The 21,418-nt window shown below is 68.6% G+C and carries 18 protein-coding genes; 11 read left to right on the top strand and 7 right to left on the bottom strand.

Annotated features, from left to right (window positions below; translation table 11 throughout):
- Positions 1-8 precede the first annotated feature (8 nt).
- The 5 genes from IU448_RS17840 to IU448_RS17860 all read right to left on the bottom strand — a co-directional run bounded on the left by IU448_RS17840 (position 9) and on the right by IU448_RS17860 (position 5,721).
- Positions 9-494, bottom strand: coding sequence for a GNAT family N-acetyltransferase (locus IU448_RS17840; RefSeq protein WP_195056929.1), 486 nt, complete (start codon positions 492-494; stop codon positions 9-11).
- Between the two features lie 139 nt (positions 495-633).
- Complete coding sequence (locus IU448_RS17845) at positions 634-1,233, bottom strand: acid phosphatase (RefSeq protein WP_195056741.1); 600 nt, start codon at positions 1,231-1,233, stop codon at positions 634-636.
- Between the two features lie 698 nt (positions 1,234-1,931).
- Entirely contained in the window at positions 1,932-2,438 is a 507-nt protein-coding gene (locus IU448_RS17850) for a nitroreductase/quinone reductase family protein (RefSeq protein WP_195056742.1), read from the bottom strand.
- A gap of 37 nt (positions 2,439-2,475) precedes the next feature.
- On the bottom strand, positions 2,476-3,777 hold the full coding sequence (locus IU448_RS17855; protein WP_195056743.1) for a PQQ-binding-like beta-propeller repeat protein: 1,302 nt from the start codon (positions 3,775-3,777) through the stop codon (positions 2,476-2,478).
- A 132-nt stretch (positions 3,778-3,909) separates the two neighbouring features.
- Complete coding sequence (locus IU448_RS17860; RefSeq protein WP_195056930.1) at positions 3,910-5,721, bottom strand: DEAD/DEAH box helicase; 1,812 nt, start codon at positions 5,719-5,721, stop codon at positions 3,910-3,912.
- A 720-nt stretch (positions 5,722-6,441) separates the two neighbouring features.
- Here IU448_RS17860 and IU448_RS17865 point away from each other — a divergent pair.
- The 3 genes from IU448_RS17865 (at position 6,442) to IU448_RS17875 (ending at position 8,611) form a co-directional block, all read left to right on the top strand.
- Entirely contained in the window at positions 6,442-7,509 is a 1,068-nt protein-coding gene (locus IU448_RS17865; RefSeq protein WP_195056931.1) for an alpha/beta fold hydrolase, read from the top strand.
- A 41-nt stretch (positions 7,510-7,550) separates the two neighbouring features.
- On the top strand, positions 7,551-8,252 hold the full coding sequence (locus tag IU448_RS17870; protein WP_195056744.1) for a ferritin-like fold-containing protein: 702 nt from the start codon (positions 7,551-7,553) through the stop codon (positions 8,250-8,252).
- 131 nt (positions 8,253-8,383) lie between these two features.
- A complete protein-coding gene (locus tag IU448_RS17875; protein WP_195056745.1) occupies positions 8,384-8,611 on the top strand; it encodes a DUF3107 domain-containing protein in 228 nt (75 codons plus the stop codon).
- A gap of 58 nt (positions 8,612-8,669) precedes the next feature.
- Here IU448_RS17875 and IU448_RS17880 read toward each other — a convergent pair whose 3' ends face one another.
- On the bottom strand, positions 8,670-9,326 hold the full coding sequence (locus IU448_RS17880) for a TetR/AcrR family transcriptional regulator (protein ID WP_062972929.1): 657 nt from the start codon (positions 9,324-9,326) through the stop codon (positions 8,670-8,672).
- A gap of 230 nt (positions 9,327-9,556) precedes the next feature.
- Here IU448_RS17880 and IU448_RS17885 point away from each other — a divergent pair, with 230 nt between their 5' ends.
- The 3 genes from IU448_RS17885 (at position 9,557) to IU448_RS17895 (ending at position 13,282) form a co-directional block, all read left to right on the top strand.
- Complete coding sequence (locus IU448_RS17885) at positions 9,557-10,621, top strand: DUF3152 domain-containing protein (protein ID WP_324188630.1); 1,065 nt, start codon at positions 9,557-9,559, stop codon at positions 10,619-10,621.
- 300 nt (positions 10,622-10,921) lie between these two features.
- Positions 10,922-12,103 carry an adenylyltransferase/sulfurtransferase MoeZ gene (gene moeZ, locus IU448_RS17890; RefSeq protein ID WP_195056747.1) on the top strand — a complete coding sequence of 394 codons (1,182 nt, stop codon included), beginning with the start codon at positions 10,922-10,924 and terminating at the stop codon, positions 12,101-12,103.
- Between the two features lie 324 nt (positions 12,104-12,427).
- Positions 12,428-13,282 carry a TIGR02569 family protein gene (locus IU448_RS17895; protein ID WP_195056748.1) on the top strand — a complete coding sequence of 285 codons (855 nt, stop codon included), beginning with the start codon at positions 12,428-12,430 and terminating at the stop codon, positions 13,280-13,282.
- A gap of 30 nt (positions 13,283-13,312) precedes the next feature.
- Here IU448_RS17895 and IU448_RS17900 read toward each other — a convergent pair whose 3' ends face one another.
- Positions 13,313-13,981, bottom strand: coding sequence for a FadR/GntR family transcriptional regulator (locus tag IU448_RS17900; protein ID WP_195056749.1), 669 nt, complete (start codon positions 13,979-13,981; stop codon positions 13,313-13,315).
- A gap of 65 nt (positions 13,982-14,046) precedes the next feature.
- Here IU448_RS17900 and IU448_RS17905 point away from each other — a divergent pair, with 65 nt between their 5' ends.
- From IU448_RS17905 to IU448_RS17925, 5 genes are all read left to right on the top strand, one after another.
- Positions 14,047-15,309 (top strand): CynX/NimT family MFS transporter, encoded by a 1,263-nt coding sequence (locus tag IU448_RS17905; protein ID WP_416383017.1) that lies wholly within the window; start codon positions 14,047-14,049, stop codon positions 15,307-15,309.
- A gap of 152 nt (positions 15,310-15,461) precedes the next feature.
- Positions 15,462-16,937: an MFS transporter gene (locus IU448_RS17910; protein ID WP_195056933.1), complete on the top strand. Its 1,476-nt coding sequence runs from the start codon at positions 15,462-15,464 to the stop codon at positions 16,935-16,937.
- Between the two features lie 24 nt (positions 16,938-16,961).
- Positions 16,962-19,490: a nitrite reductase large subunit NirB gene (nirB, locus tag IU448_RS17915; RefSeq protein ID WP_195056750.1), complete on the top strand. Its 2,529-nt coding sequence runs from the start codon at positions 16,962-16,964 to the stop codon at positions 19,488-19,490.
- 241 nt (positions 19,491-19,731) lie between these two features.
- The gene (gene nirD / locus IU448_RS17920) at positions 19,732-20,130 is read left to right on the top strand and encodes a nitrite reductase small subunit NirD (protein ID WP_195056751.1); all 399 of its coding nucleotides are present in this window, start codon (positions 19,732-19,734) and stop codon (positions 20,128-20,130) included.
- Positions 20,127-21,344: a uroporphyrinogen-III synthase gene (locus tag IU448_RS17925; protein WP_195056752.1), complete on the top strand. Its 1,218-nt coding sequence runs from the start codon at positions 20,127-20,129 to the stop codon at positions 21,342-21,344. Before nirD ends, IU448_RS17925 begins: the two co-directional genes overlap by 4 nt.
- Positions 21,345-21,418 lie beyond the last annotated feature (74 nt).

The raw sequence follows: 21,418 nt of genomic DNA on the forward strand, positions 1-21,418 counted from the left end.
TGCCGCCGCTACCGGTGCGAACCGGCGGTCGCGGCCAGCGCGGCCAGGGCGGGGCCGGTGAGCCGGTAGCCCACCCAGTCGTCCTGGACCTGCGCGCCCAGGGATTCGTAGAAGCCGATCGATGGTGTATTCCAGGTCAGTACCGACCAGCTGACCCGGGTGTAGCCGTGGATCTGCGCCTCGTGCGCGAGAGCGGCCAGCAGGGCCCGGCCGAGCCCGGTACCGCGCGCCTCCGGCGTTACGTAGAGGTCTTCGAGGTAGATCCCGTGGACACCGTCCCAGGTCGAGAAGTTCAGGAACCAGATGGCGCAGCCCGCGACGGTGCCGTCCACGAGTGCCACATGGGCGAAGACCGCGGGGGCTGGGCCGAACAGCGCGGCATGCAACTGCTCGGCGGTGACAGTGCACTCGTGCCGCGCTTTCTCGTACTCGGCCAGGCCGTAGACGAGCTCGACCAGTGCGGGGACGTCACCGGGTTCGGCGCGGCGGATCACGGGGCCGGCGGTGTGGGGCACGGGATCTCCTTCGGTTGCGTCACGGGCAGCTGCGGGGCGAATCGCGACGGGACGGGGGTGTCGGGGCCGGCGTGGGCGGCGTTGCGAAGCATTGTGAACTTCGGCATCCGGCCGGGATTCACGCGATGTCCGGACGCAGATTATGTGCCCACAGCGTCGGGTCCTCGTGCTCGAAGCCCAGCACACTGACCGCTGCTGTCGCCAGCGCGAACCGGCGGCCTTCCCGGACCGGAAAACCGAGCCAGCGAGCGATCAGCGCACGGGAGAAATGCCCGTGTCCCACCAGGATCACATCGCGCTCGCCGAGTGGGACGGTCGCGGCAGCGAGTACACGATCGGCTCGCGCACTCACCTCGTCCGCGGATTCTCCGCCCGGTACCGCACCGGTCCAGATCGTCCAGCCGGGATCGTCGGCGCGGATCTGCGGGGTGGTGCGGCCCTCGTAGTCGCCGTAATCCCATTCGGCGAGGTCCGGTTCGATCCGGGCGCCGGTCAGCCCTGCCAGTTCGGCGGTCCGCCGGGCGCGGGCACGCGGACTGACCGCAATCACCGGGTTCCGCAGACCGAGGCCGGCCACCACCGGCCCGGCCGCCGCGGCCTGGCGTTCACCGTCCGCGGTGAGCGGCAGATCGGTGCGGCCGGTGTGGCGGTGCTGTACCGACCAGCGGGTCTCGCCGTGGCGGAGCAGGACCACACGGGCATTCTCGGAGCCGGGCATAGCCACCATGATGCCCGGCGCGGTATTCGGCGCATCGGGCCCGGCCCACCAATCGCGGGTGCAGGGACCGCAGCCCGCGGCGCGGTGCGGGGCACAAAGGTGGGCGGCCGGGTCTGCATCATCACGCTGGGGCAGACGAGGCGCTGCCGACCGGAATCGGCAGTCGGCGCAGTCCGCCGCCCAGTTCGGCCCGGCCCAGTCTGGCCTGGTCCGGCTCGGCTCGCTCTGGCCGGTCTGGTCTGGCTCGGCCTGGTCCGCCTCGGTCTGGTCTGGCTCGGCCCGGTCTGGCTCGGCTCGCTCTGGCCCGGTCTGGCCTGGTGTGGCTCGGCCTGGTCCGACCTGGCTCAGTCTGGCTCGGCCAGGTCCGCCTCGGTCTGGCCTGGCTCGGCTCGCTCTGGCCCGGTCTGGTCTGGCTCCGGCTGGCCCGAGCTGGTGTGGCTCGGCTCGCTCAGGCATGGCTCGACCCAGCCTGGTCCGGCTCGCTCTGGTCCGACTGGCTCGGTTCGGTCTGGTCCGGCTCGACCAGGTCCGCCGAGCCGGACGGCCGGGTGCGGCGTGCGCGGTGCGGCGAACCGTCGGGATGCCGTCGTACCATGCCGGCCCGGTGAACATTGGTTACGAGTCAGCGGTATGGCCAGCGACCCTGCGAATGTGCCGCCCTGTCCCGGTCGACGACGACGCCTGCACAACGATTCCGGTCAGCGCGAGCCGGCCAAGGTCAGGATCACCAAGGGGATAGGGCGCTCGGTGGTGGCCTGGAAATCGGCGAGCACCGGATTGTTCGCCAGGACCCAGGCGGCGAACTCGTCGTAGGCGGCGCCGGTGAGGACCCGTGCCGTGGCGTGGTGCACATGATCGCCCAGTTCCACGATCACCGCCGGATCCGCCCGCACATTGTGATACCAGGACGGATATCCGTCGTCGACGAGTGAACTGATGTAGAGGGTTTCGCCGCGATACTGCGCGGCGAGCGGAACCACATGCCGTTTACCGGTTTTCGCTCCCGTTGTGGTGAGCAGCAGCAGCGTCGCATCGGCATAGGCGCCGCCGACGCGCCCCCCGTTCGCCCGGAATTCGCGGATCACGTCGGTGTTCCAGATCGCCGGATCGTCCTCGGTGTACTGGTTCCACGGCGCGTCGGGATCGTGATAGCGGGCGGTCTCGGCCGCGGCGGCCGAATCGGTGGGCCGGGTTGCTTCTGTCATACCTGCCAGTGTGCCCGCCGGTACCGACAAATACGTTTCACCGCAGTGGTTTTGCCGGTCGGTCCGCCTCGGCGTCACCGGATTCGGGGGCATCGGGATCGGGGGAATCGGGATCGGCCAGTGCCACGAGGAGACCGTCACGATGTTCCAGAACCGTATTGCCGAGTACGCCGAGCGATATCGGGCCGCCGTGATAATCCGCCCGGTCCACCGGGATCCGGGCGACCTCGGTGCCGTCGGCGGGATCGAGCGCCGCGATCGCGCCGGGTACCGGAATCAGCAGCCGGTCGGCCATGAGGACGGGAGCGCCCAGCGCGTCGGCCGCGGTCCACATCGGCTCGAAAGTACCGGCCTGCAAAGCGATCACGCTGTTACCGGTGAATACGAGGAATGCGGAGCCGGTCCGCGTCGTGGTCGCGGTTTCGTCGAGCGGTGCCGAGAGCTCCTGCACCACCAGCGGATTGCCTTTGGCGTCGAAGATCGTCAATCGGGGTGCCGCCGCCTCGGGACCGCTGGTACCGGGCTGATAGACCGCGATCCGGTTGTCCGAGACTGCGATAACGCGCGCCTCGGGCGCATCCGCGCCGGGACCTTCCAGGATGCGGGAACCGTATTCCTCCGGCACGTTGTCGTCCTTGGGCGCGGGAGCCAGCACGGTGAGCCGGGCGGCCGGATCACCCGGGCAGCGTTCCAGCACCACCAGCCGCGATGAACTCGAGGCCGCCGATTGCAGCTCACAGTCGTGCCGCGGCTGGGTCTTCCAGTTCTCCTTGGCGTCCACATAGCCGTATTCGAGGGTGCGGACGAGGTCGGAACGCCACACCTCGAGCCGCCGCGGACCCTGCGCCACCACGTACGTGCCGTCGACCGAAAGCCGGAGCCGGTCGTCCATATAGCTGCTGCGGGAGGTGCGGCGCCGGCCGTCGGCGCCGGCGAGCATGCTCGTCTCACTGCAGCCGCGTTCACTGCGGTAGACCGCGATCACCATGCCGAACTGCGCTTCGACGCCGCACAGCGGAAGATCGCGGCTGTACCGCCACACCTGTTCACCGGTCCGCCGGTTGTGGCCGGTGACGGTACCGCCGTCCGCGGTGACGGCCACCCCCTCGGAGGTGAGCGCGCGGGTGGTGGCGGTATCGGGTGCACGCCACAGTTCACGTAGTTCATCCGGAAGTTCCCGGGCCGCCGCGGGCGTACGGACGGGCTGGCCGGCGACCACCGATTCGGTTCCGGCGACATCGCTGCTCGCCCACGCCACGACCACCCCGATCGCGACGACGACGGCGATCGCGGCAGCGGTGATGACATCGGCGCGCGTTCGCCGCTCGGGTGCGAGCACGTACGCGAGCCTATCGGATACGGCCCGGACGTCCGGACGGTGCTCGCGCCCCCGCGGGACCGGCGCCGCGCACGAAACGGCCCGGGCCGGCGGTTCGGTAACCGCCGGCCCGGGCTCGGGTCCTGCCGGGTATCACTCCGCCGTCGATACGCCGTCCGACGTGGTGCTCGCACCGGTCGTCGTATCCGCGGACGCCGGGCCTTCCGGCGCCCCGGTATCGTCGCCGGTGTTCCTATCGGCCGGTTTCCGCCGCCGCCGGCGGCGCGCCGGCTTATCGGAGTCGGCGGTGTCGCCGGTTTCCGCGGCGCCGGGCTGCTCGGTGGTCTCGCTGTCGTTCGCGTCCGTCGCGTCGGTGCCCACGCTTGCGTCGTCCGTGGCGCCCTCGCCGGTCGCGGAACGCCGCCGGCGCCGCCTGCGGCGCGCCGGAGCGGGTTCCTGGTCCGTGTCCGCTTCCGCGCCGGCCGGGGCGTCACCCACTTCGGCGACGGTCTCCGTATCGGTCGAATCGCCCGTGCTCGAGCCGTTCTCGATGGCTTTACCGCCGCGGGTACGCCGCCGGTTGCGTTTCCGCGGTGCCCGCTCCGGACGCTCCACCACCACGGCGTCCGGGTCGCGCTGTGGTTTCCGCGCCCCGACCGTGCCGGTGACCCCCTCCGGGATCCCCAGATCGGCGAACAGATGCGGCGACCGCGAATATGTTTCCACCGGATCCGGAATTCCCAGACCGAGCGCGGCATCGATCGCCGCCCAGCGGGTGAGTTCGTCCCAGTCGATCAGCGTGACCGCCACACCGGTCCGGCCGGCCCGGCCGGTTCGGCCGATGCGGTGCACATAGGTTTTCTCGTCCTCGGGGCACTGATAGTTGATGACGTGGGTGACATCGTCGATATCGATACCGCGCGCGGCCACATCGGTGGCAACCAGGACGTCGATCGTGCCCTTACGGAATTTCGCCAGCGCTTTCTCCCGGGCGATCTGCCCCAGATCGCCGTGCACCGCACCGACCGCGAAACCGCGTTCGCCCAGTTCGTCGGCGACTTTCTGGGCAGTCCGCTTGGTGCGGGTGAAGATCATCGTCGCGCCGCGGCTCTCGGCCTGCAGAATACGGGCGATCAATTCGCCTTTGTCCAGTGCGTGGGCCCGGTACACGAATTGCGCCGTGCGATCGTGGACCGCCGAATCGTGCGGTTCCTCGGCCCGGATATGCGTCGGCCGGGTGAGGAAAGTGCGGGCCAGCGTGATGATCGGGCCCGGCATGGTCGCCGAGAACAGCATGGTCTGCCGTTTATCGGGCACCATGCCGAGAATGCGTTCGATATCGGGCAGGAAGCCCAGATCGAGCATTTCGTCGGCTTCGTCCAGAACCAGGACGCCCACTTTTCCGAGAATCAAGTGTTGCTGGTCGGCGAGGTCCAGCAATCGGCCGGGAGTTCCGACGACGACGTCCACGCCCGCACGCAGGGCCGCGATCTGGGAATCGTAGGGGCGGCCGCCGTAAATGGAGGTCACCCGCAGCGGCCCGCGTTCGCTCGTGACGTATTTCGCCGCGTTCTCCAGATCCTTGGTGACCTGTAGGCACAGTTCGCGCGTCGGCACGATGACCAGAGCGCGCGGGGTGCCGTCCAGCGGGGTGGTCCCGGATTCCACGGTGCTGATCCGATGCAGCAACGGGACGCCGAACCCGAAGGTTTTGCCCATCCCCGTCCGGGCCTGGCCGATGAGATCCTCACCGCCCAGCGCCAGCGGCAGCGTCAGTTCCTGGATTGCGAATGTACGTTCGATACCGATCTCGCCGAGCGCGCGCACGATTTCGTCACGCACACCCAATTCGGCAAAAGACGGTGCGGTATGTCCGGCGTCCAGCTCGGCCGTCAGCAGCGTTTCCGCCAGACCCGGTTCCGGTTCTACAGTGATCTTGCTCAGGTTCGTGCCTTCCCTCGTTATCGCGCTACACGCGCACGAGGCGTGGGGCGGACCGGTCGGCCCACGACAACCACGGATCCGCCCTGCGATATTCACCCGGGCCGCCGCCGGATGTCGGCAGGCGCCCGGATGACGGACAGCGAAGCTCGGACATCGGCGCAGCGCATCGGTGATGCGGATCTGGTGCGCGCACATTTTCCGTGGACCCCGCAGAATTCCTCGCTACCGCTGCGCCCACCCGCGGTGCGCGACTTTCGGCGCTGCCGATTCCAACGGATCGACCGAAATTCTTCGGATGTCCATTGGCGATTGTAGCTGTGTTATTTTGCGCCGCCTGCGGCGGCGCGGGTTTCGGCCCCCAGGCGTGGTGCTTCGGCCCGCCGCACTCGCGGCTGCGCCGCATTGCCTCGCGGGCTGAAGCACCACGCGGCCCAAAACTTTTGAGGGCCTCGCTGAACTAGGCAGCGACGTTGGTCGCGTTCTCGGGACGTCGGGTGTGTTGTTGCCGGGTTCTCGGTGATTTGTGACACATGGTGGCCGGTCCGGCTCTGGTGCCGGGTGGACTGTCCGGCGACTGGTCACCGTGCGACGACCATCCGGATCCATCGTGAGGCAAGCACGACGCCGAGGGGGCCGAACCCCGGCGCGCCCGGGGCGCGCCAGAATGACACGGTGAGTATCGCTGGTCGAGGTATTGCTCTGGCGGATCGTGCCGTGCGCGCGGTCGATCCGGAGGGCGAGGTGACGCGGGCCGTGGAGCGGGCCGCGCGTAATGCGTGGGCGCTGACATTCGGCGACGGGGTGGAGGGGCGGCGTCCCACGCCGGTGACGGTGCTGTGGGACGAACCGCATCGACAGTTGCGGCGTTTCGAACCCGCTCCGGTGGCCGGGCGGGGTCGTTCGCGGCCGGCGGTGCTGCTGGTGCCGCCGTTGGCTGCGCCCGCCAGTTGTTTCGATCTGCGGCCGGGACAGAGTGTGGCCGAGTTCTTGCTCGATACCGGCCGGGCGCCCTATGTGATCGACTACGGCGAGATCACCTACGCCGACCGCCGGATGGGGTTCGAGGACTGGGTGCACGACATCATCCCGGCCGCGATCCGGCGAACGGTTGCCGACCGGGCCGGGGCGGGTGCGGATCCGCGGGTGGATCTCGTCGGCTGGTCACTGGGCGGCACGATGGCCTTGCTGGCGGCCGCCGCCGATCCCGGGCTGCCGATCCGGTCGATCACCGCGGTAGGTTCGCCGCTGGACTACAACGCGATGCCCATTACACCGCAATTGGCGGCGCTGGCCCGGCGTACCGGCACCGGGGCCGCGGTGGGGGCGGTGCTCGGCGCGACGGGTGGTGTTCCGGCGCCGTTGACCCGGCTCGCCTACCGCATCACCGCATGGGACCGGGAGATCAAGCGGCCCTGGTTCGTGGCCGGGAATCTGGCCCGCACCGAATCGCTGGCCCGGATGGAGGCTGTCGACCGGTTCATGGCCGATATGCCGGGGTACCCGGGCCGGATGTATCAGCAGCTGTGGAACCGGCTGATCCTGCGTAACGAAATCGGGCGCGGGGTGGTGGATTTCGGCACCGGGCCGATCCGGCTGGCCGATGTCACCGCGCCGGTGTTGCTGGTGGGCGGGCCCTCGGATGTGATCACCCCGGCGCGTGCGGTGGAACGCGGGCTGCGGACCCTCACCGCCGCCGAGTCCGTGCGCTACGAGACGGCACCCGGCGGGCATCTGGCCATCCTGACCGGAGCCACCGCTCGCGACACCACCTGGACCTACCTCGACAAGTTCCTCACCACACCGGTGTGACCGCGATCGCCCGGCGCGGGCAGGTACTACGCTGGAGTTCCATGGGAGCACAGTCACCCGCCGCGCTGGGTGTTACGCCGAGTGAACCGGTCGAACCAGCCATTCCCGCCGAGCATCCCGGTGTCACCGATCTGTTCGCGGTGCTGGCCTACGGTGAGATATCCGCCTTCTACCGGCTCACCGAGGAAGCCGCGTTATCGCCGAGCCTGCCCGGGAAGGTCGCGGTGGCCCGGATGGCGGCGGCCGAACTCGCGCATTTCGAACGTCTCGAGGCCGCGCTCACCGAACGTGGTGCCGAGGTGTATGCGGCCATGGCGCCGTTCACCCGGGCACTGGACGACTACCATCGCTCCACCGACCCGTCGACCTGGCTGGAATCGATGGTGAAGTTCCACGTCGGCGACGGTATCGCCGCGGACTTCTACCGGGAGATCGCCGGTGCGCTGAGCTCTGATGTGGCGGCCGTGGTGCGCGATGTGCTGGCCGATACCGGGCATTCGGAGTTCGTGATCGACGAGGTCCGCCGCGCGGTGGCGGCCAGCCGCTCCGAACGCGACCGCCTCACCCTGTGGGGCCGCCGACTCCTCGGCGAAGCGATCACCCAGGCGCAGTACGTGATGGCTCAGCGTGACGAGCTGACCGAACTGGTCCTCGCGGCCACCGGCGATCTGAACGGTATCGCCGCCCTCTTCGACCGCATGCAGGCCGCCCATTCCGAGCGCATGGCGGTCCTCGGGCTGTGATTCGGCCGGGGTTCCGGGCGCAACCGCGGCATCGTTTGTTCGCTACGGGCGGACCCGGGCGTGTACCGCGCGGTTCGGGCCTCAACTAACCTTGCCAGGACAGCACACAGACTCTAGTTCGGAGGTTGGCCGTGGAGGTCAAGATCGGTATTTCGGATAGCCCGCGCGAACTCGTCATCGCCAGCGCGCAGACCCCGGACGAGGTCGAGGCACTGGTTTCCGAAGCGCTGGGCGGCTCGGGTGGGGTCCTCACGCTGGCCGACGAAAAGGGCCGGAAGTACCTGATCCAGGCCGGCAAGGTGGCCTATGTGGAGATCGGTGCCGCCACCGGTGGCCGGGTGGGTTTCGCCGCGGTCTGAGTTCCGCCGGTAGTACATACGAAGCCCCCGCCCGATTCGGGCGGGGGCTTCGTATGTCTCAGACCAGCGGATGCAGCGGGACGTGTTTGAGACCGCCCCACGCCAGCGCGACCGTGGTGTCGACGGCTTCGTCCTTGGGGATCGGCCGGTCGGCTTCGAGCCAGTACCGGGCGGTGAACTGGCTGGCGCCCACAAGTCCTACGGCGAGAATGCGCGCGCGGTACGGGTCCAGGCCCGAATCGTGGGCCACCAGGTCGTACACCGCGTCCACGCATGCTTCGGTGGCCTGCTCCACCCGCCGCTGCACCTGCGGTTCGTTGGTGAGGTCGGATTCGAAGACGAGGCGGAAACCCTGCATCTCGTTGTCGACGAAATCGAAGTAGGCGGCGACCGCCGCGCGGACCCGCTGCTTGTTGTCGGTGGTGGAGCGCAGCGCCTGGCGCACACTCGATACCAGCATGTCGACGTAGTTCTGCAGGACCGCCAGATACAGCTCCAGTTTGCTGGTGAAATGCTGGTAGAGCACCGGTTTGCTGACTCCCGCGCACTGGGAGATCTCGTCCATACCGGCGGCGTGGTAGCCGCGGAGTACGAAAACCTCGCTGGCTGCGGCCAGGAGCTGCTGGCGTCGTTCGTCACGTGGAAGCCGGGTGCCACGTTTGGGGGCGGTGCCGGAAGAGGAGCGCGAGGTCATCCGGTCCACGAGGTCGGTCATATTCGGATCTCCCAGTCGATTCCCCGGCAAAGGGGTGTGTACCGGGTCTTTCGAGCACCATACTCGCTTACCGGGCTGTTGCCGACCCGGGTGGTCGAACCCGGCTTCTACGGCGATATATATCCCTGTACTGGGAACACTCGCCGAATCGGTCCGGACCGAACGGCCGGCGGATGCCTCGGCCACCGCCGTTGCCACCGGTCCGGGCCGCCTGTGAGAGTGTGGACGCTGTGACCGACCGACCGGGCAGCTCTTCCGGCGGCGGGCGCAGCGCGCACCGCCCCCACGATCCAGACTTCGCCGCCGACGATGCGACGACGATCGGGGACGGGTCCGCGGTCGAGCGGGTGGACGGATCCCGGCAGCCGCTGGCCGCCCGCTGGGATCCCCCCGCGACCCCGCCGCCTGCCGATTCCGGGCCCGCCGGTGGGAAACGGGCCTGGTTGCGCCGTTTTGCCGCGCGTTACGGCTGGCGTGCCTACGCGCTCCCGGCGCTGCTGGCACTCACTGCTTTCGTGGCGATCGATGCCATCCGGTCCGGTCCGGGGACCACGGCGGGACCGGCCGATCCGGCGCCGGGGGTGCTCGGGACGCCGCCGGCCAGTGCGGGAATCATCGGGGCGCCACCGGGCGACGGGCATTTCCCCGCGGATCTGCCGGTCGGCGCCCTGCCGGCCGGCGGCCCGTTCACCGAGAACGGTAAGGGCACCTGGCGGGTGTTACCGGGCATGTCCGAGCAGGTGGGGGCGGGGGAGCAGGACACCTTCAGCTACACCGTCGAAATCGAGAACGGGATCGATACCCGGGCGTTCGGCGGGGACGATTCGGTGGCCCGGCTGATCGAATCCACCCTCGGTAACCCGAAGAGCTGGGTGCACGACCGGAAGTTCGCCTTCCGGCGTATCGACCGCGGCGAACCGGATTTCCGGATTTCGCTCACCGCCCGCAACACCACTCGGGCGGCGTGCGGGTTCGAGATCCCGATCGACTCGTCCTGCTACAACTCCGACCAGGGGCGGGTGGTGCTGTCGGAGGCGCGCTGGGTCCGCGGTGCACCCGCGTTCGACGGGGATATCGGTTCCTACCGGCAGTACCTGGTCAACCACGAGGTGGGGCATGCCATCGGCTACCACGAACATCAACCGTGTGCCAGCGAGGGCGGGTTGGCGCCGGTGATGATGCAGCAGACCTTCGGTACGGCCAACAATGAGATCGCGGCGCTCGACCCATCCGGTGTGGTGCCGATGGACGGGAAGACCTGCCGCTTCAACCCGTGGCCGTATCCACGCGGTTGACCCCGGCAGCCCCGCGGCCACCGGGCGCGAGTTCGCCGCGAGTGCGGCCGGCTGTTGCCCGGCAACACGAACGCGGGCGACGCAGAACCTCCCGGTAGCCGAGGCGGCGCGGCCGAATACCGCCCGTCGAGCCCTGGGTGCGAGGTGTCGATGGGCCGCGGGAAGAATGCTCGGCGCGCCCGCGTTGTACCCGGAACCGACGCCGGTGCGACCGGTCGCCGCGCCGGCCACGGTCACCGTCCGTAGAGCCGTACCCGCGCACACCGCGACCCGGCTATTCGATACGAGGAGTTCGCAGACGTGTCATCACCGAGGTCCCTGCCCCCACTTGTGGAGCCTGCCGCGGAGCTGTCCAGGGACGAGGTCGCCCGGTACAGCCGCCATCTGATCATTCCCGATCTGGGGATGGACGGGCAGAAACGGCTGAAAAACGCGAAGGTGCTCGTGATCGGCGCGGGCGGTCTGGGCTCGCCGGCCCTGCTGTATCTGGCCGCCGCCGGGGTGGGCACGATGGGCATCGTCGAGTTCGACGAGGTGGATGCCTCGAACCTGCAGCGGCAGGTCATCCACGGGGAATCCGATATCGGCCGGCCCAAGGCCGACAGCGCCCGTGATTCGATCCTGGAGATCAATTCCGGTATCGACGTCCGGCTGCACAAGATCCGGCTGGAGCCGGAGAACGCGGTGGAACTGTTCTCCCAGTACGACCTGATCCTCGACGGCACCGATAACTTCGCCACCCGCTATCTCGTCAACGACGCCGCCGTGCTGGCCGGTAAACCCTATGTCTGGGGTTCGATCTACCGGTTCGAAGGCCAGGTATCGGTGTTCTGGGAGGACGCTCCCGACGGCCGCGGGATCAACTATCGCGATCTCTACCCGGAGGCGCCGCCGCCCGGGATGGTGCCGTCCTGCGCGGAGGGCGGCGTGCTCGGGGTGCTGTGCGCGTCCATCGGCTCGATCATGGTGACCGAGGCGATCAAACTGATCACCGGTATCGGCGACCCGCTGCTGGGGCGGCTGATGGTGTACGACGCCCTCGATATGAGCTACCGGACGATCAAGCTGCGCCGTGACCCCGCGCGTCAGCCGATCACCGAACTGATCGACTACGACGCGTTCTGCGGTGTGGTGTCCGAGGAGGGCCAGGCCGCGGCGGCCGGTTCCACCGTGACCGCCCGCGAGCTCAAGGACATGCTCGACGCCGGTGATGTGGAACTGATTGATGTCCGCGAACCGGTGGAGTGGGACATCGTGCATATCGACGGCGCGACGCTGATCCCGAAGGATCGAATTCTCTCCGGTGAGGCGCTCTCGGAACTACCGCAGAACCGGAAGATCGTGCTGCACTGCAAGACCGGTGTGCGTTCGGCCGAGGCGCTGGCGGCGCTCAAACGCGCCGGGTTCGCCGACGCGACCCATCTCCAGGGCGGCGTGATCGCCTGGGCCCACCAGGTGGATCCCTCGCTGCCGGTGTACTGACAGCTCGACGCCGAGGCAGTAGGCGGCGGGTCCGGGACCTTCCGCCTGCTCGGCTGGGTTGGCCGGCCCGCCGCCCACCGGCTCTGACAGCCGTGACCGCCGTGACAGGGATATCGACGTCCTGCGCGCGTCCGAACTCGGCGAATCGGCGGTGGGTGCCGGTAGCCATCTCGTTGCTGGGCGCGGTGCGTTGCCCGGCCGGCAGTGGTGGACGGGCCTGTGTCCGAACCGGGGATTCCGAGGTTGTGACCGGCGTGTCGCGGCCCGGCTACGGCCCGGTGTGGCGCACTGGACGTATCGGGCGCCGGGAGTACGGTACGGCGCGTGACCACCACAGTCGAACCCCCCGAACATGTGCGGGCCACATTCGGTCTGCGCGAACTGGCCCCGGTCGCTCTCGGCGATTGGGAGGGCGGTTGGCGCCTCGGTGATGTGGTGCTCAGCCCGGTCGCCGATCATGCCCGGGCCGCGTGGTCGGCCAAGATCCGGGAAAGCTTGCGGGTGGACGGATTACGGCTGGCCCGCCCGGTGCGGGCGACCGACGGGCGGTATGTGGTGTCGGGCTGGCGTTGCGATACCTATATGCCGGGTTCCCCGGAGCCGCGGCACGACGAGGTGGTCTCGGTATCGCTGCGCTTGCACAAGGCGACCGCCACCCTGGACCGGCCCCGGTTCCTGTCCCAGCCGCCGGTGACACCGTGGCTGGACGTGGATGTTTTCGTGGCCGCGGACCGGGCCGCGTGGGAGACGGTGCCGTTGCGTACGTTGCGCGCGGCAGGTGCGGTGGTGGAGAACTCACCGGACGGTCGGCACAGTCTGGACTTGATCGGTCAGCTGGCCACGCTGCGTAAACCGGTTCATACGCCGGCGCAGTTGGTGCACGGCGACCTGTTCGGCACCGTGCTGTTCGCCGGTGCGCAGACTCCCGCGCTCACCGATATCACCCCGTACTGGCGGCCGGCCGCGTGGGCGGCGGGGGTGATCGTGGTGGACGCGTTGTCGTGGGGCGGCGCCGACGAGGGATTGCTCGAACGGTGGGCCGACCTACCCGAATGGCCGCAGATGCTGTTACGCGCGGTGATGTTCCGGCTGGCGGTGCATGTGCTGCATCCGCGGTCGACGCCGGAGGCGCTGCCGGGATTGGTGCGCACCGCCGATATGGTCCGGTTCATGCTGTAACCGGCCGGGCGGATTCCGGCCGGCCGGGTGTCAGCGCTGGGGGTAGTCGGCCAGTAGGGTGTCGAGGAAACAGCGGGTGGTCTTGGCCGCGCGTTCGGCATCGCCGTCGGCGATGGCCTGCACCAGTTCGCTGTGCTCGTCGTTGTACCAGCCGTCGATCCGGTCGGTGCGGGAGCGGGTGGAGGCTTCGATCCGGCCGAGCAGGGAATCGTAGAACTCCAGGTATACCGCGTTGTGGCTGGCTGCCACGATCGCCCGGTGCAGTTGGACGTCGGCGGCGATGGCGGCGGATCGATCGGTCGGCCACAGCCGGTTGCGTTCCTCCAGGAGACGCTCCAGTTTCGCGATATCGGATTCGTCGCGGCGGTGGGCGGCCAGGGCGGCCGCGGTGGCTTCCAGGCCGTGGCGTAGTTCCAGGACATCGCGTTCGGCGGCCTCGGCGAAGTACTTCTCGAGGGTGCTGCCGACCTCGGAGGTCGCGATGACATAGGTGCCTGACCCCTGCCGTCTTTCCAGCATGCCGGCGTGGACCAGTGCCTGGACCGCCTCGCGTAGCGTATTGCGGCCGGTTCCGGTCAGCTCGGCGAGTTCGGGTTCGGTGGGTATCCGCGTCCCGATCGGCCAGCGTCCCGAGCGGATATCCTCTTTGAGTTGCTCGGTGACTTGGGCGATGAGACTGGTGCGGCGAACGCTTTGCACGCTGACAGAGTACCGCCCGTCACAACCGCCTTGTCCTGGTCATACGGTCATCCTATGATTTCTCGGTGACTGTAGCGTTGCCCGAGACCTCCCGTCCGGCCGGCCCGCCCACCGCGGACCGGCGACGCTCACTCATCGAAGGCCGCCTGCTGGTACTGGCGGCCATCGTCATGTCGGCGCTCACCCTGCGGGTCGCGGTCACCGCATTCACCCCGCTCGCCGAGGAGATCGGCGAACATATCGGCTACTCCACGGCCGTCGTCGGCGTCTTCGGGATGATCCCCACCCTGATGTTCTCGGTGACCGGGTTGCTGACCCCGCTGCTGGTGCGGCGGATCGGGCTGGAATGGACCGTGCTGGCGGCGATGGCCGCCGCCGGTATCGGCATGCTCGCCCGCGTACTCGTCTCCGAAACCGTGGGATTGCTGCTGTTCTCCGCGCTGGCCCTCGGCGGTATGGGGATCGGCAATATCGTCGTCCCGCCACTGGTGAAACGCTATTTCCCCGATCGGCTCGCCACGGTGAGCGCGCTCTACATCACCATGGTGCAGATCGGAACCGTGATTCCCGCCCTGGTGGCGGTGCCGCTGGCCGAATCGTACGGCTGGCGGGTCTCACTGGGGGTGTGGGCGCTACTCGGGTTCGCCGCGGCCGTGCCCTGGATGGGCGTCCTGTGGAATCGGCGCGGCGCGGCAGTGGCAGATACCACCGGACTACCCGGCGCGAGCACCGGGCCCGCCCCGAAGGTGTGGCGCTCGCCGCTGGCCTGGGGGATGTCCGCCATGTTCGGGATGACGTCGCTGACCACCTATTCGGTCTTCACCTGGCTGCCCACGATCCTGTCCGACGCCGGCGCGGATGCCGCGTTCGGCGGGTCGATGGTCGCCCTGTTCGCGCTCATGGGCCTGATCGCGGCCTTGACGGCGCCGACGGTGGCGGCCCGGATGACCAACCCGTTCCCGGTCGCGGTGGGCTGCGCGGTCTGTTTCCTGGTGGCGTTCGCGGGCCTGCTGATCGCCCCGATGAGCGCGCCGGTGCTGTGGGTGGTCATCCTCGGTCTCGGTCCAAGCACCTTCCCGATGGCCCTCACCCTGATCAATCTGCGGACTCGTACCCCGGCGGGGTCGGCCGCGCTGTCGGGATTCACCCAGGGCGTCGGTTACGCACTGGCCTGTATCGGGCCTCTGGTGTTCGGGATGCTGCACACTGTGACCGGCGGCTGGGCGGCGCCGTTCGCGTTGCTCGCGGCCTCGGTGGTGGTGCTGCTGATCGGCGCCTGGCAGGCATGTAAACCGCGACTGCTCGAGGACGGCCCGGCGGGCGGTTGATCGCTTCTCACCCCGGCCGCGCGAACCGCGTGAGAAACCGTTGATTCGGCGGTCATTTTGGGCAGCATTACGGCAATACCCGTTTCCTAACGTGGGGTCGAACCACGTTGGGAGGCCCCTTGAACACGCAGACAGAGAGCCGCCGCGGCGCCGTGCAGGCGTTGTTCCGGCGGCCGAAGCTGGAGCGCTGGGATGCAGAGGACACCGCGGCCTGGGCGGCCGGCGGTAAGCAGATCGCCACGCGCAACCTGATCTGGTCGGTCGCCGCCGAGCACATCGGATTCTCGATCTGGTCGATCTGGTCGGTCATGGTGCTGTTCATGCCGGCCGAAACCTACGGTATCGACCCGGCCGGCAAGTTCTTCCTGGTCGCGGTACCGACCTTGGTCGGCGCGATCCTGCGGATCCCGTACACGGTGGCGACGGCCCGTTTCGGCGGTCGCAACTGGACGGTTTTCAGCGCCGTGGCATTGCTGATCCCTACCCTGCTCACGCTGTATTTCGTGAACCAGCCGGGAACGTCGTATACGACCTTCCTGATCGTCGCGGCGTTCGCCGGCCTGGGCGGCGGCAACTTCGCCTCGTCGATGACGAATATCAATGCCTTCTACCCGCAGCGTCTCAAGGGCTGGGCCCTGGGCATGAACGCAGGCGGCGGCAATATCGGTGTTCCGGTGATCCAGCTGTTCGGGCTGCTGATCATCGCGACCCTCGGCAACGAATACGCCTCGGTGATCTGCGCGGTGTACCTGGTGCTGGTCGTACTCGCCGGGCTCGGCGCGGCCTTGTTCATGGACAATCTGCCGAATCAGAAGGCCGATCTGTCCTTCATGCTCACCGCGCTGAAAGTGCCGCAGTCGTGGGCGGTTTCGTTTCTCTACATCGGTACCTTCGGTTCGTTCATCGGGTACAGTTTCGCCTTCGGGCAGATCCTGCAGATCAGTTTCGTGGCCGGCGGGGAAACCGCGGCACAAGCCACTCTGCATGCCGCGCAGATCGCTTTCCTCGGGCCGCTGCTCGGTTCGCTGGCCCGGCCGTACGGTGGCAAGCTGGCCGACCGGATCGGCGGGAGCAAGGTCACCCTGGTCACGTTCGTGGCGATGACGGCCGCGGCCGTGGTGGTGGCCGGGGCATCGACGGTGGCCGACGGTTCGGCGAACGGTTTCTCCGGCCCGGTGCTTGCGGTGCTGGTCGCCGGTTTCGTGGCGTTGTTCGTACTGTCCGGGCTGGGCAACGGCGCAGTCACCAAGATCATTCCGTCGGTTTTCGACGCCAAATCGCGCAGTCTCGACGCAACGCCCGCCGAACGCGCCGCCTGGGCACAGAACACCTCCGGTGCGCTCATCGGTTTCGTCGGCGCCATCGGCGCGCTCGGCGGGGTAGGGATCAACCTCGTCCTGCGCTCGTCGTACTCCTCGACGCAGTCGGCGACCACCGCCTTCTGGGTGTTCATGGCGTTCTATATCGCCTGCGCCGCCGTCACCTGGGCGGTGTTCCTGCGCCTGCCCGCCGCTCCCGCCCCCGGCCGGGAAATCGTCGCCGGCGCCGAAGCCCTGGTCCGCCGGGCCGAATCCGGCTCGCCGTCCACCCCGCCCACCGCGACCCGGTCCGCCCGGTCGTCGGCCTGATACCGGATCTCCACGGAGGACACCATGAACGCACAGCGCAGAACAGTCGTCGTCGCCGGGCACGGTATGGTCGGGCACCGTTTCGTCGAGGCGCTCCGCTCCCGGGATTCCGCCGGCCAGTGGCAGGTCGTCGTACTCGGCGAGGAGCAGTTGCCCGCCTACGACCGGGTGGGGCTGTCCTCCTACGTCGGCAACTGGGATCCGGCCGCCCTCGCGCTACCGGGTAACGAGTACGCCGGCGACAACCTGGTGGATCTGCGCCTCGGGCAGCGCGCGGAGGCCATCGACAGGGACGCCCGGACGGTGACCACCGCCGCCGGTGCCGTGCTCGGCTACGACGCGCTGGTGCTGGCCACCGGTTCCTACCCGTTCGTGCCGCCCGTGCCGGGACACGAGCATCCGGAATGCTTTGTCTACCGCACCATCGACGACCTCGACGGCATCAAGGCCGCGGCGGAAGCGGCGGGTCCGGGGGCGCACGGCGTGGTCGTCGGCGGTGGTCTGCTCGGCCTGGAGGCAGCCAACGCGCTACGGATGCTCGGGCTGGTTGCGCATGTGATCGAGTACAACGACCGGCTGATGCCGGCGCAGGTCGACGAGGGCGGCGGCGCGATCCTGGAGACATTGGTCACCGAGCTGGGGTTGCAGGTGCACACCGGTGTCGGCACTCAGGGCATCGAACGCGACCAGGACGCGGCCCCGGACGGGCGGCTGAAGATCGCTCTCTCCGACGACACGGTGATCGACGCCGCCCTGCTGGTGTTCTCCGCGGGTATCCGGCCCCGCGATCAGATCGCCCGCGACGCCGGCCTCGAGGTGGGCTCGCGCGGCGGTATCGTCACCGATCTGAGCCTGGCCACCTCCGATCCGCATATCTACGCCATCGGTGAATGCGCCGCGGTCGAGGGTGTCTGTTACGGCCTGGTCGCGCCCGGTTACACCACCGCCGAGATCGTGGCCGACCGGTTGCTCGGCGGCGCCGGTGAGTTCCCCGGTGCCGATATGTCCACCAAGCTGAAACTGCTGGGCGTGGACGTGGCCAGCTTCGGTGACGCGCACGGCCGTACCGAGGGCGCGCTGTCGGTGGTGCTGCACGATGCGGCGCGGGGCACCTACTCGAAGCTGGTGATCTCCGATGATGCGCAGACCCTGCTCGGCGGCATCCTGGTGGGCGATGCCACCCAGTATGCGGCGTTGCGCCCGCTGGTCGGACGCCCGTTGCCGGCCGAACCGGCCGCGCTGATCTCCCCGGCCGGGGCCGAACTCGGTGCCGACGCACTGCCCGACGAAGCCCAGATCTGCTCCTGCAACGATGTGAGCAAGGGCACCATCTGCGATGCCATCGCCGATGGTGCCTGCGATATCCCCGCGATCAAATCCTGCACCAAGGCCGGCACCTCCTGCGGCGGCTGTGTGCCGATGATCAAGAAGGTGCTCGAACAGTCCGGCGTCGAGATGTCCAAGGCGGTGTGCGAGCATTTCGAACAGTCGCGGGCCGAACTGTTCCAGATCGTGCAGGCCACCGGTATCCGCACCTTCTCCGAGCTGATCGCCCGGCACGGCAAAGGTATCGGTTGCGATATCTGCAAACCGACGGTCGCCTCGATATTGGCTTCCACGTCGAGTGAGCACATTCTGGAGGGCGAACAGGCCGCGCTGCAGGACACCAACGACCACTTCCTGGCCAACCTCCAGAAGAACGGCACCTATTCGGTGGTGCCGCGGATGCCGGGCGGGGAGGTCACGCCCGAGCAGTTGATCGTGATCGGTGAGGTCGCCAAGGAGTTCGGCCTCTACACCAAGATCACCGGTGGCCAGCGGATCGACCTGTTCGGCGCCCGCGTCGAACAGTTGCCGCTCATCTGGCAGCGGCTCGTGGACGCCGGGATGGAATCCGGTCATGCGTACGGTAAATCGCTGCGCACGGTCAAGAGCTGCGTCGGGTCCACCTGGTGCCGGTACGGTCAGCAGGATTCGGTCGGGATGGCGGTCCTGCTGGAGAAGCGCTACCGCGGCCTGCGGTCACCGCACAAACTGAAACTGGCCGTCTCCGGCTGTGCCCGGGAATGCGCCGAGGCCCGCGGCAAGGATGTCGGCGTGATCGCCACCGAGAACGGCTGGAACCTCTACGTCGGCGGTAACGGCGGACTGACCCCGAAACACGCGGTGCTGCTGGCCGGTGATCTCGATGACGAGACCTTGATCGCCTATATCGACCGCTACCTGATGTTCTACATCCGCACCGCGGACCGGTTGCAGCGCACCGCGCCGTGGCAGGAGGATTTGGGCATCGAATATGTCCGCGAGGTGGTTTGCGCGGACAGTCTCGGTATCGCGGCCGATCTGGAAGCGGCGATGCAATCGCATGTGGCCGGCTATCGGGACGAATGGGCTGCGGTGCTCGCGGACGAGCAGAAACTCTCGCGGTTCGTATCGTTCGTCAACGCACCCGCCGAAGCGGATCCGACGATCTCCTTCGACGACAGCGGTGAACGCAAAATCCCGGTGCTGCTCGGCCTGCCCGCGATGCCCGGAGGCGGCAGTGGAATGTAACCACGGAGGGTGTCGGGGGTAGGCCGGATGGAGACAGCCTGCCCGCGATGCCGGGAGGCGGCAGTGGAATGTAACCGCGGAGGGTGTCGTGGGTAGGCCGGATGGAGACAGCCTGCCCGCGATGCCCGGAGGCGGTAGTGGAATGTAGCCGCGAACAGCCGCTACGCGTGGGAAATGGCGGCTTAACCGCGTGGAAACAGTGCGCCGGTACCAATAGGTGAGGCGTGTGGAGGAGAACACCATGACCGTGATCGATACCCCTGGCGTTGCCCCGGCCACCACCGGGTGGACTTCGGCTTGCCGGCTCGACTATTTGATCCCCGGCCGCGGCGTAGCGGTGCTGCTGCCCGGCGGAGGCCAGGCCGCACTGTTCCTGCTGCCCGAGGGCACCTTGTACGCGGTCGGCAATATCGACCCCTTCGGCCGGGCGGCGGTGATGTCGCGTGGGATCGTCGGTGACCGCGGCGGTGAGCCCGTGGTCGCGTCGCCGCTGCTGAAGCAGGCATTCTCGCTGCTCGACGGGCGGTGCCTCGATGATGCGGCCGAATCGCTGCCGGTGTACGCCGTCCGCGTGGACGGGGGCATGGTTTCGATCTCCGACGAACCTCTGGTCCTGGTCGCGAACGGTTGCCCCGCATGACGGTGCCGGATACGAACGCCGCGCTGGCCGGGTTCACCATCGGTCTCACGGCGGCCCGGCGCGCGGAGGAATTCGCCACTCTGCTCACCCGGCGGGGTGCGACGGTCGTATCCGCGCCGGCCATCCGGATCATTCCGCTGGCCGACGACACCGAACTCGAGCGGGTGACGCGCGAACTGGTCGCCGACCCGCCGCAGATCACCGTCGCCACCACCGGGATCGGTTTCCGCGGCTGGATGGAGGCGGCGGAGGGCTGGGGGCTGGCCGAACAGCTGTGTGCCACATTCGGCATCACCCGGATGCTGGCCCGGGGTCCCAAGGCGAAGGGCGCGATCCGGGCGGCCGGGCTCCGGGAGGAATGGTCGCCTGCTTCCGAATCGTCGGCGGAGGTGCTCGACCATCTGCTCGCCGAGGGAGTGGCGGGGGTACGGATCGCGGTGCAGTTGCACGGCGCAACCACCGAATGGGAGCCGATCCCGGATTTCTGTGAGGTGCTGCGCTGCGCCGGCGCCGATGTGGTGCCGGTGCCGGTGTACCGGTGGGAACCGCCCGCCGATCGCGGTCCGATGGACGGTCTCATCGAAGCCATCGTCACTTCCGGCATCGACTGCGTAACCTTCACCAGTGCGCCCGCGGTGGCCTCGATGCTGATGCGGGCCAAGGAAACCGGTGTGCTCGAGGGTGTTCTGCACGCGCTGCGCACCCGAGTGCCGGCGGCCTGCGTCGGACCCATCACCGCGGCCCCGCTGGAGGAACTGGGAGTTCCGGTCACGATGCCCGGCCGGGCGCGGCTGGGCGCGCTGGCTCGTCATGTGGCCGAGGAACTACCGCGCCGCGCCGGCCGGATCAACGCCGCCGGGCACACCATCAGCGTGCGCGGTGCGTGCGTGGTGGTGGACGGCACGGTGAAACAACTGGCTCCCGCTCCGATGGCACTGATGCGTTCGCTGGCGCGGTATCCCGGCCGGGTGGTGTCCCGCGAGGATCTGCTGGCTGCCTTGCCCGGGGGCGGCGACGATACCCACGCGGTGGAGACCGCGATCGCGCGGCTGCGGGCGGGGCTGGGCACGCCGAAGGCGATCCAGACCGTGGTCAAGCGTGGTTACCGGCTGGCCATGGACCCGGCCGAATGCACCGACAACCACGCGAGCGCCGCGCTGCCCGCGGCACCCGTACGCAACACCCGGTATGTGCGTTCGGTGGTCTCCGGGTGACGGCACCCGAATCGTCGGCGCCGGTTCCCGCGCTGGTTCTGGTAGCGCACGGAACCCGCAGCGGTAAAGGTGTG

The organism is Nocardia flavorosea (assembly GCF_015477805.1).
In the GTDB taxonomy this organism is placed as follows: domain Bacteria; phylum Actinomycetota; class Actinomycetes; order Mycobacteriales; family Mycobacteriaceae; genus Nocardia; species Nocardia flavorosea_A.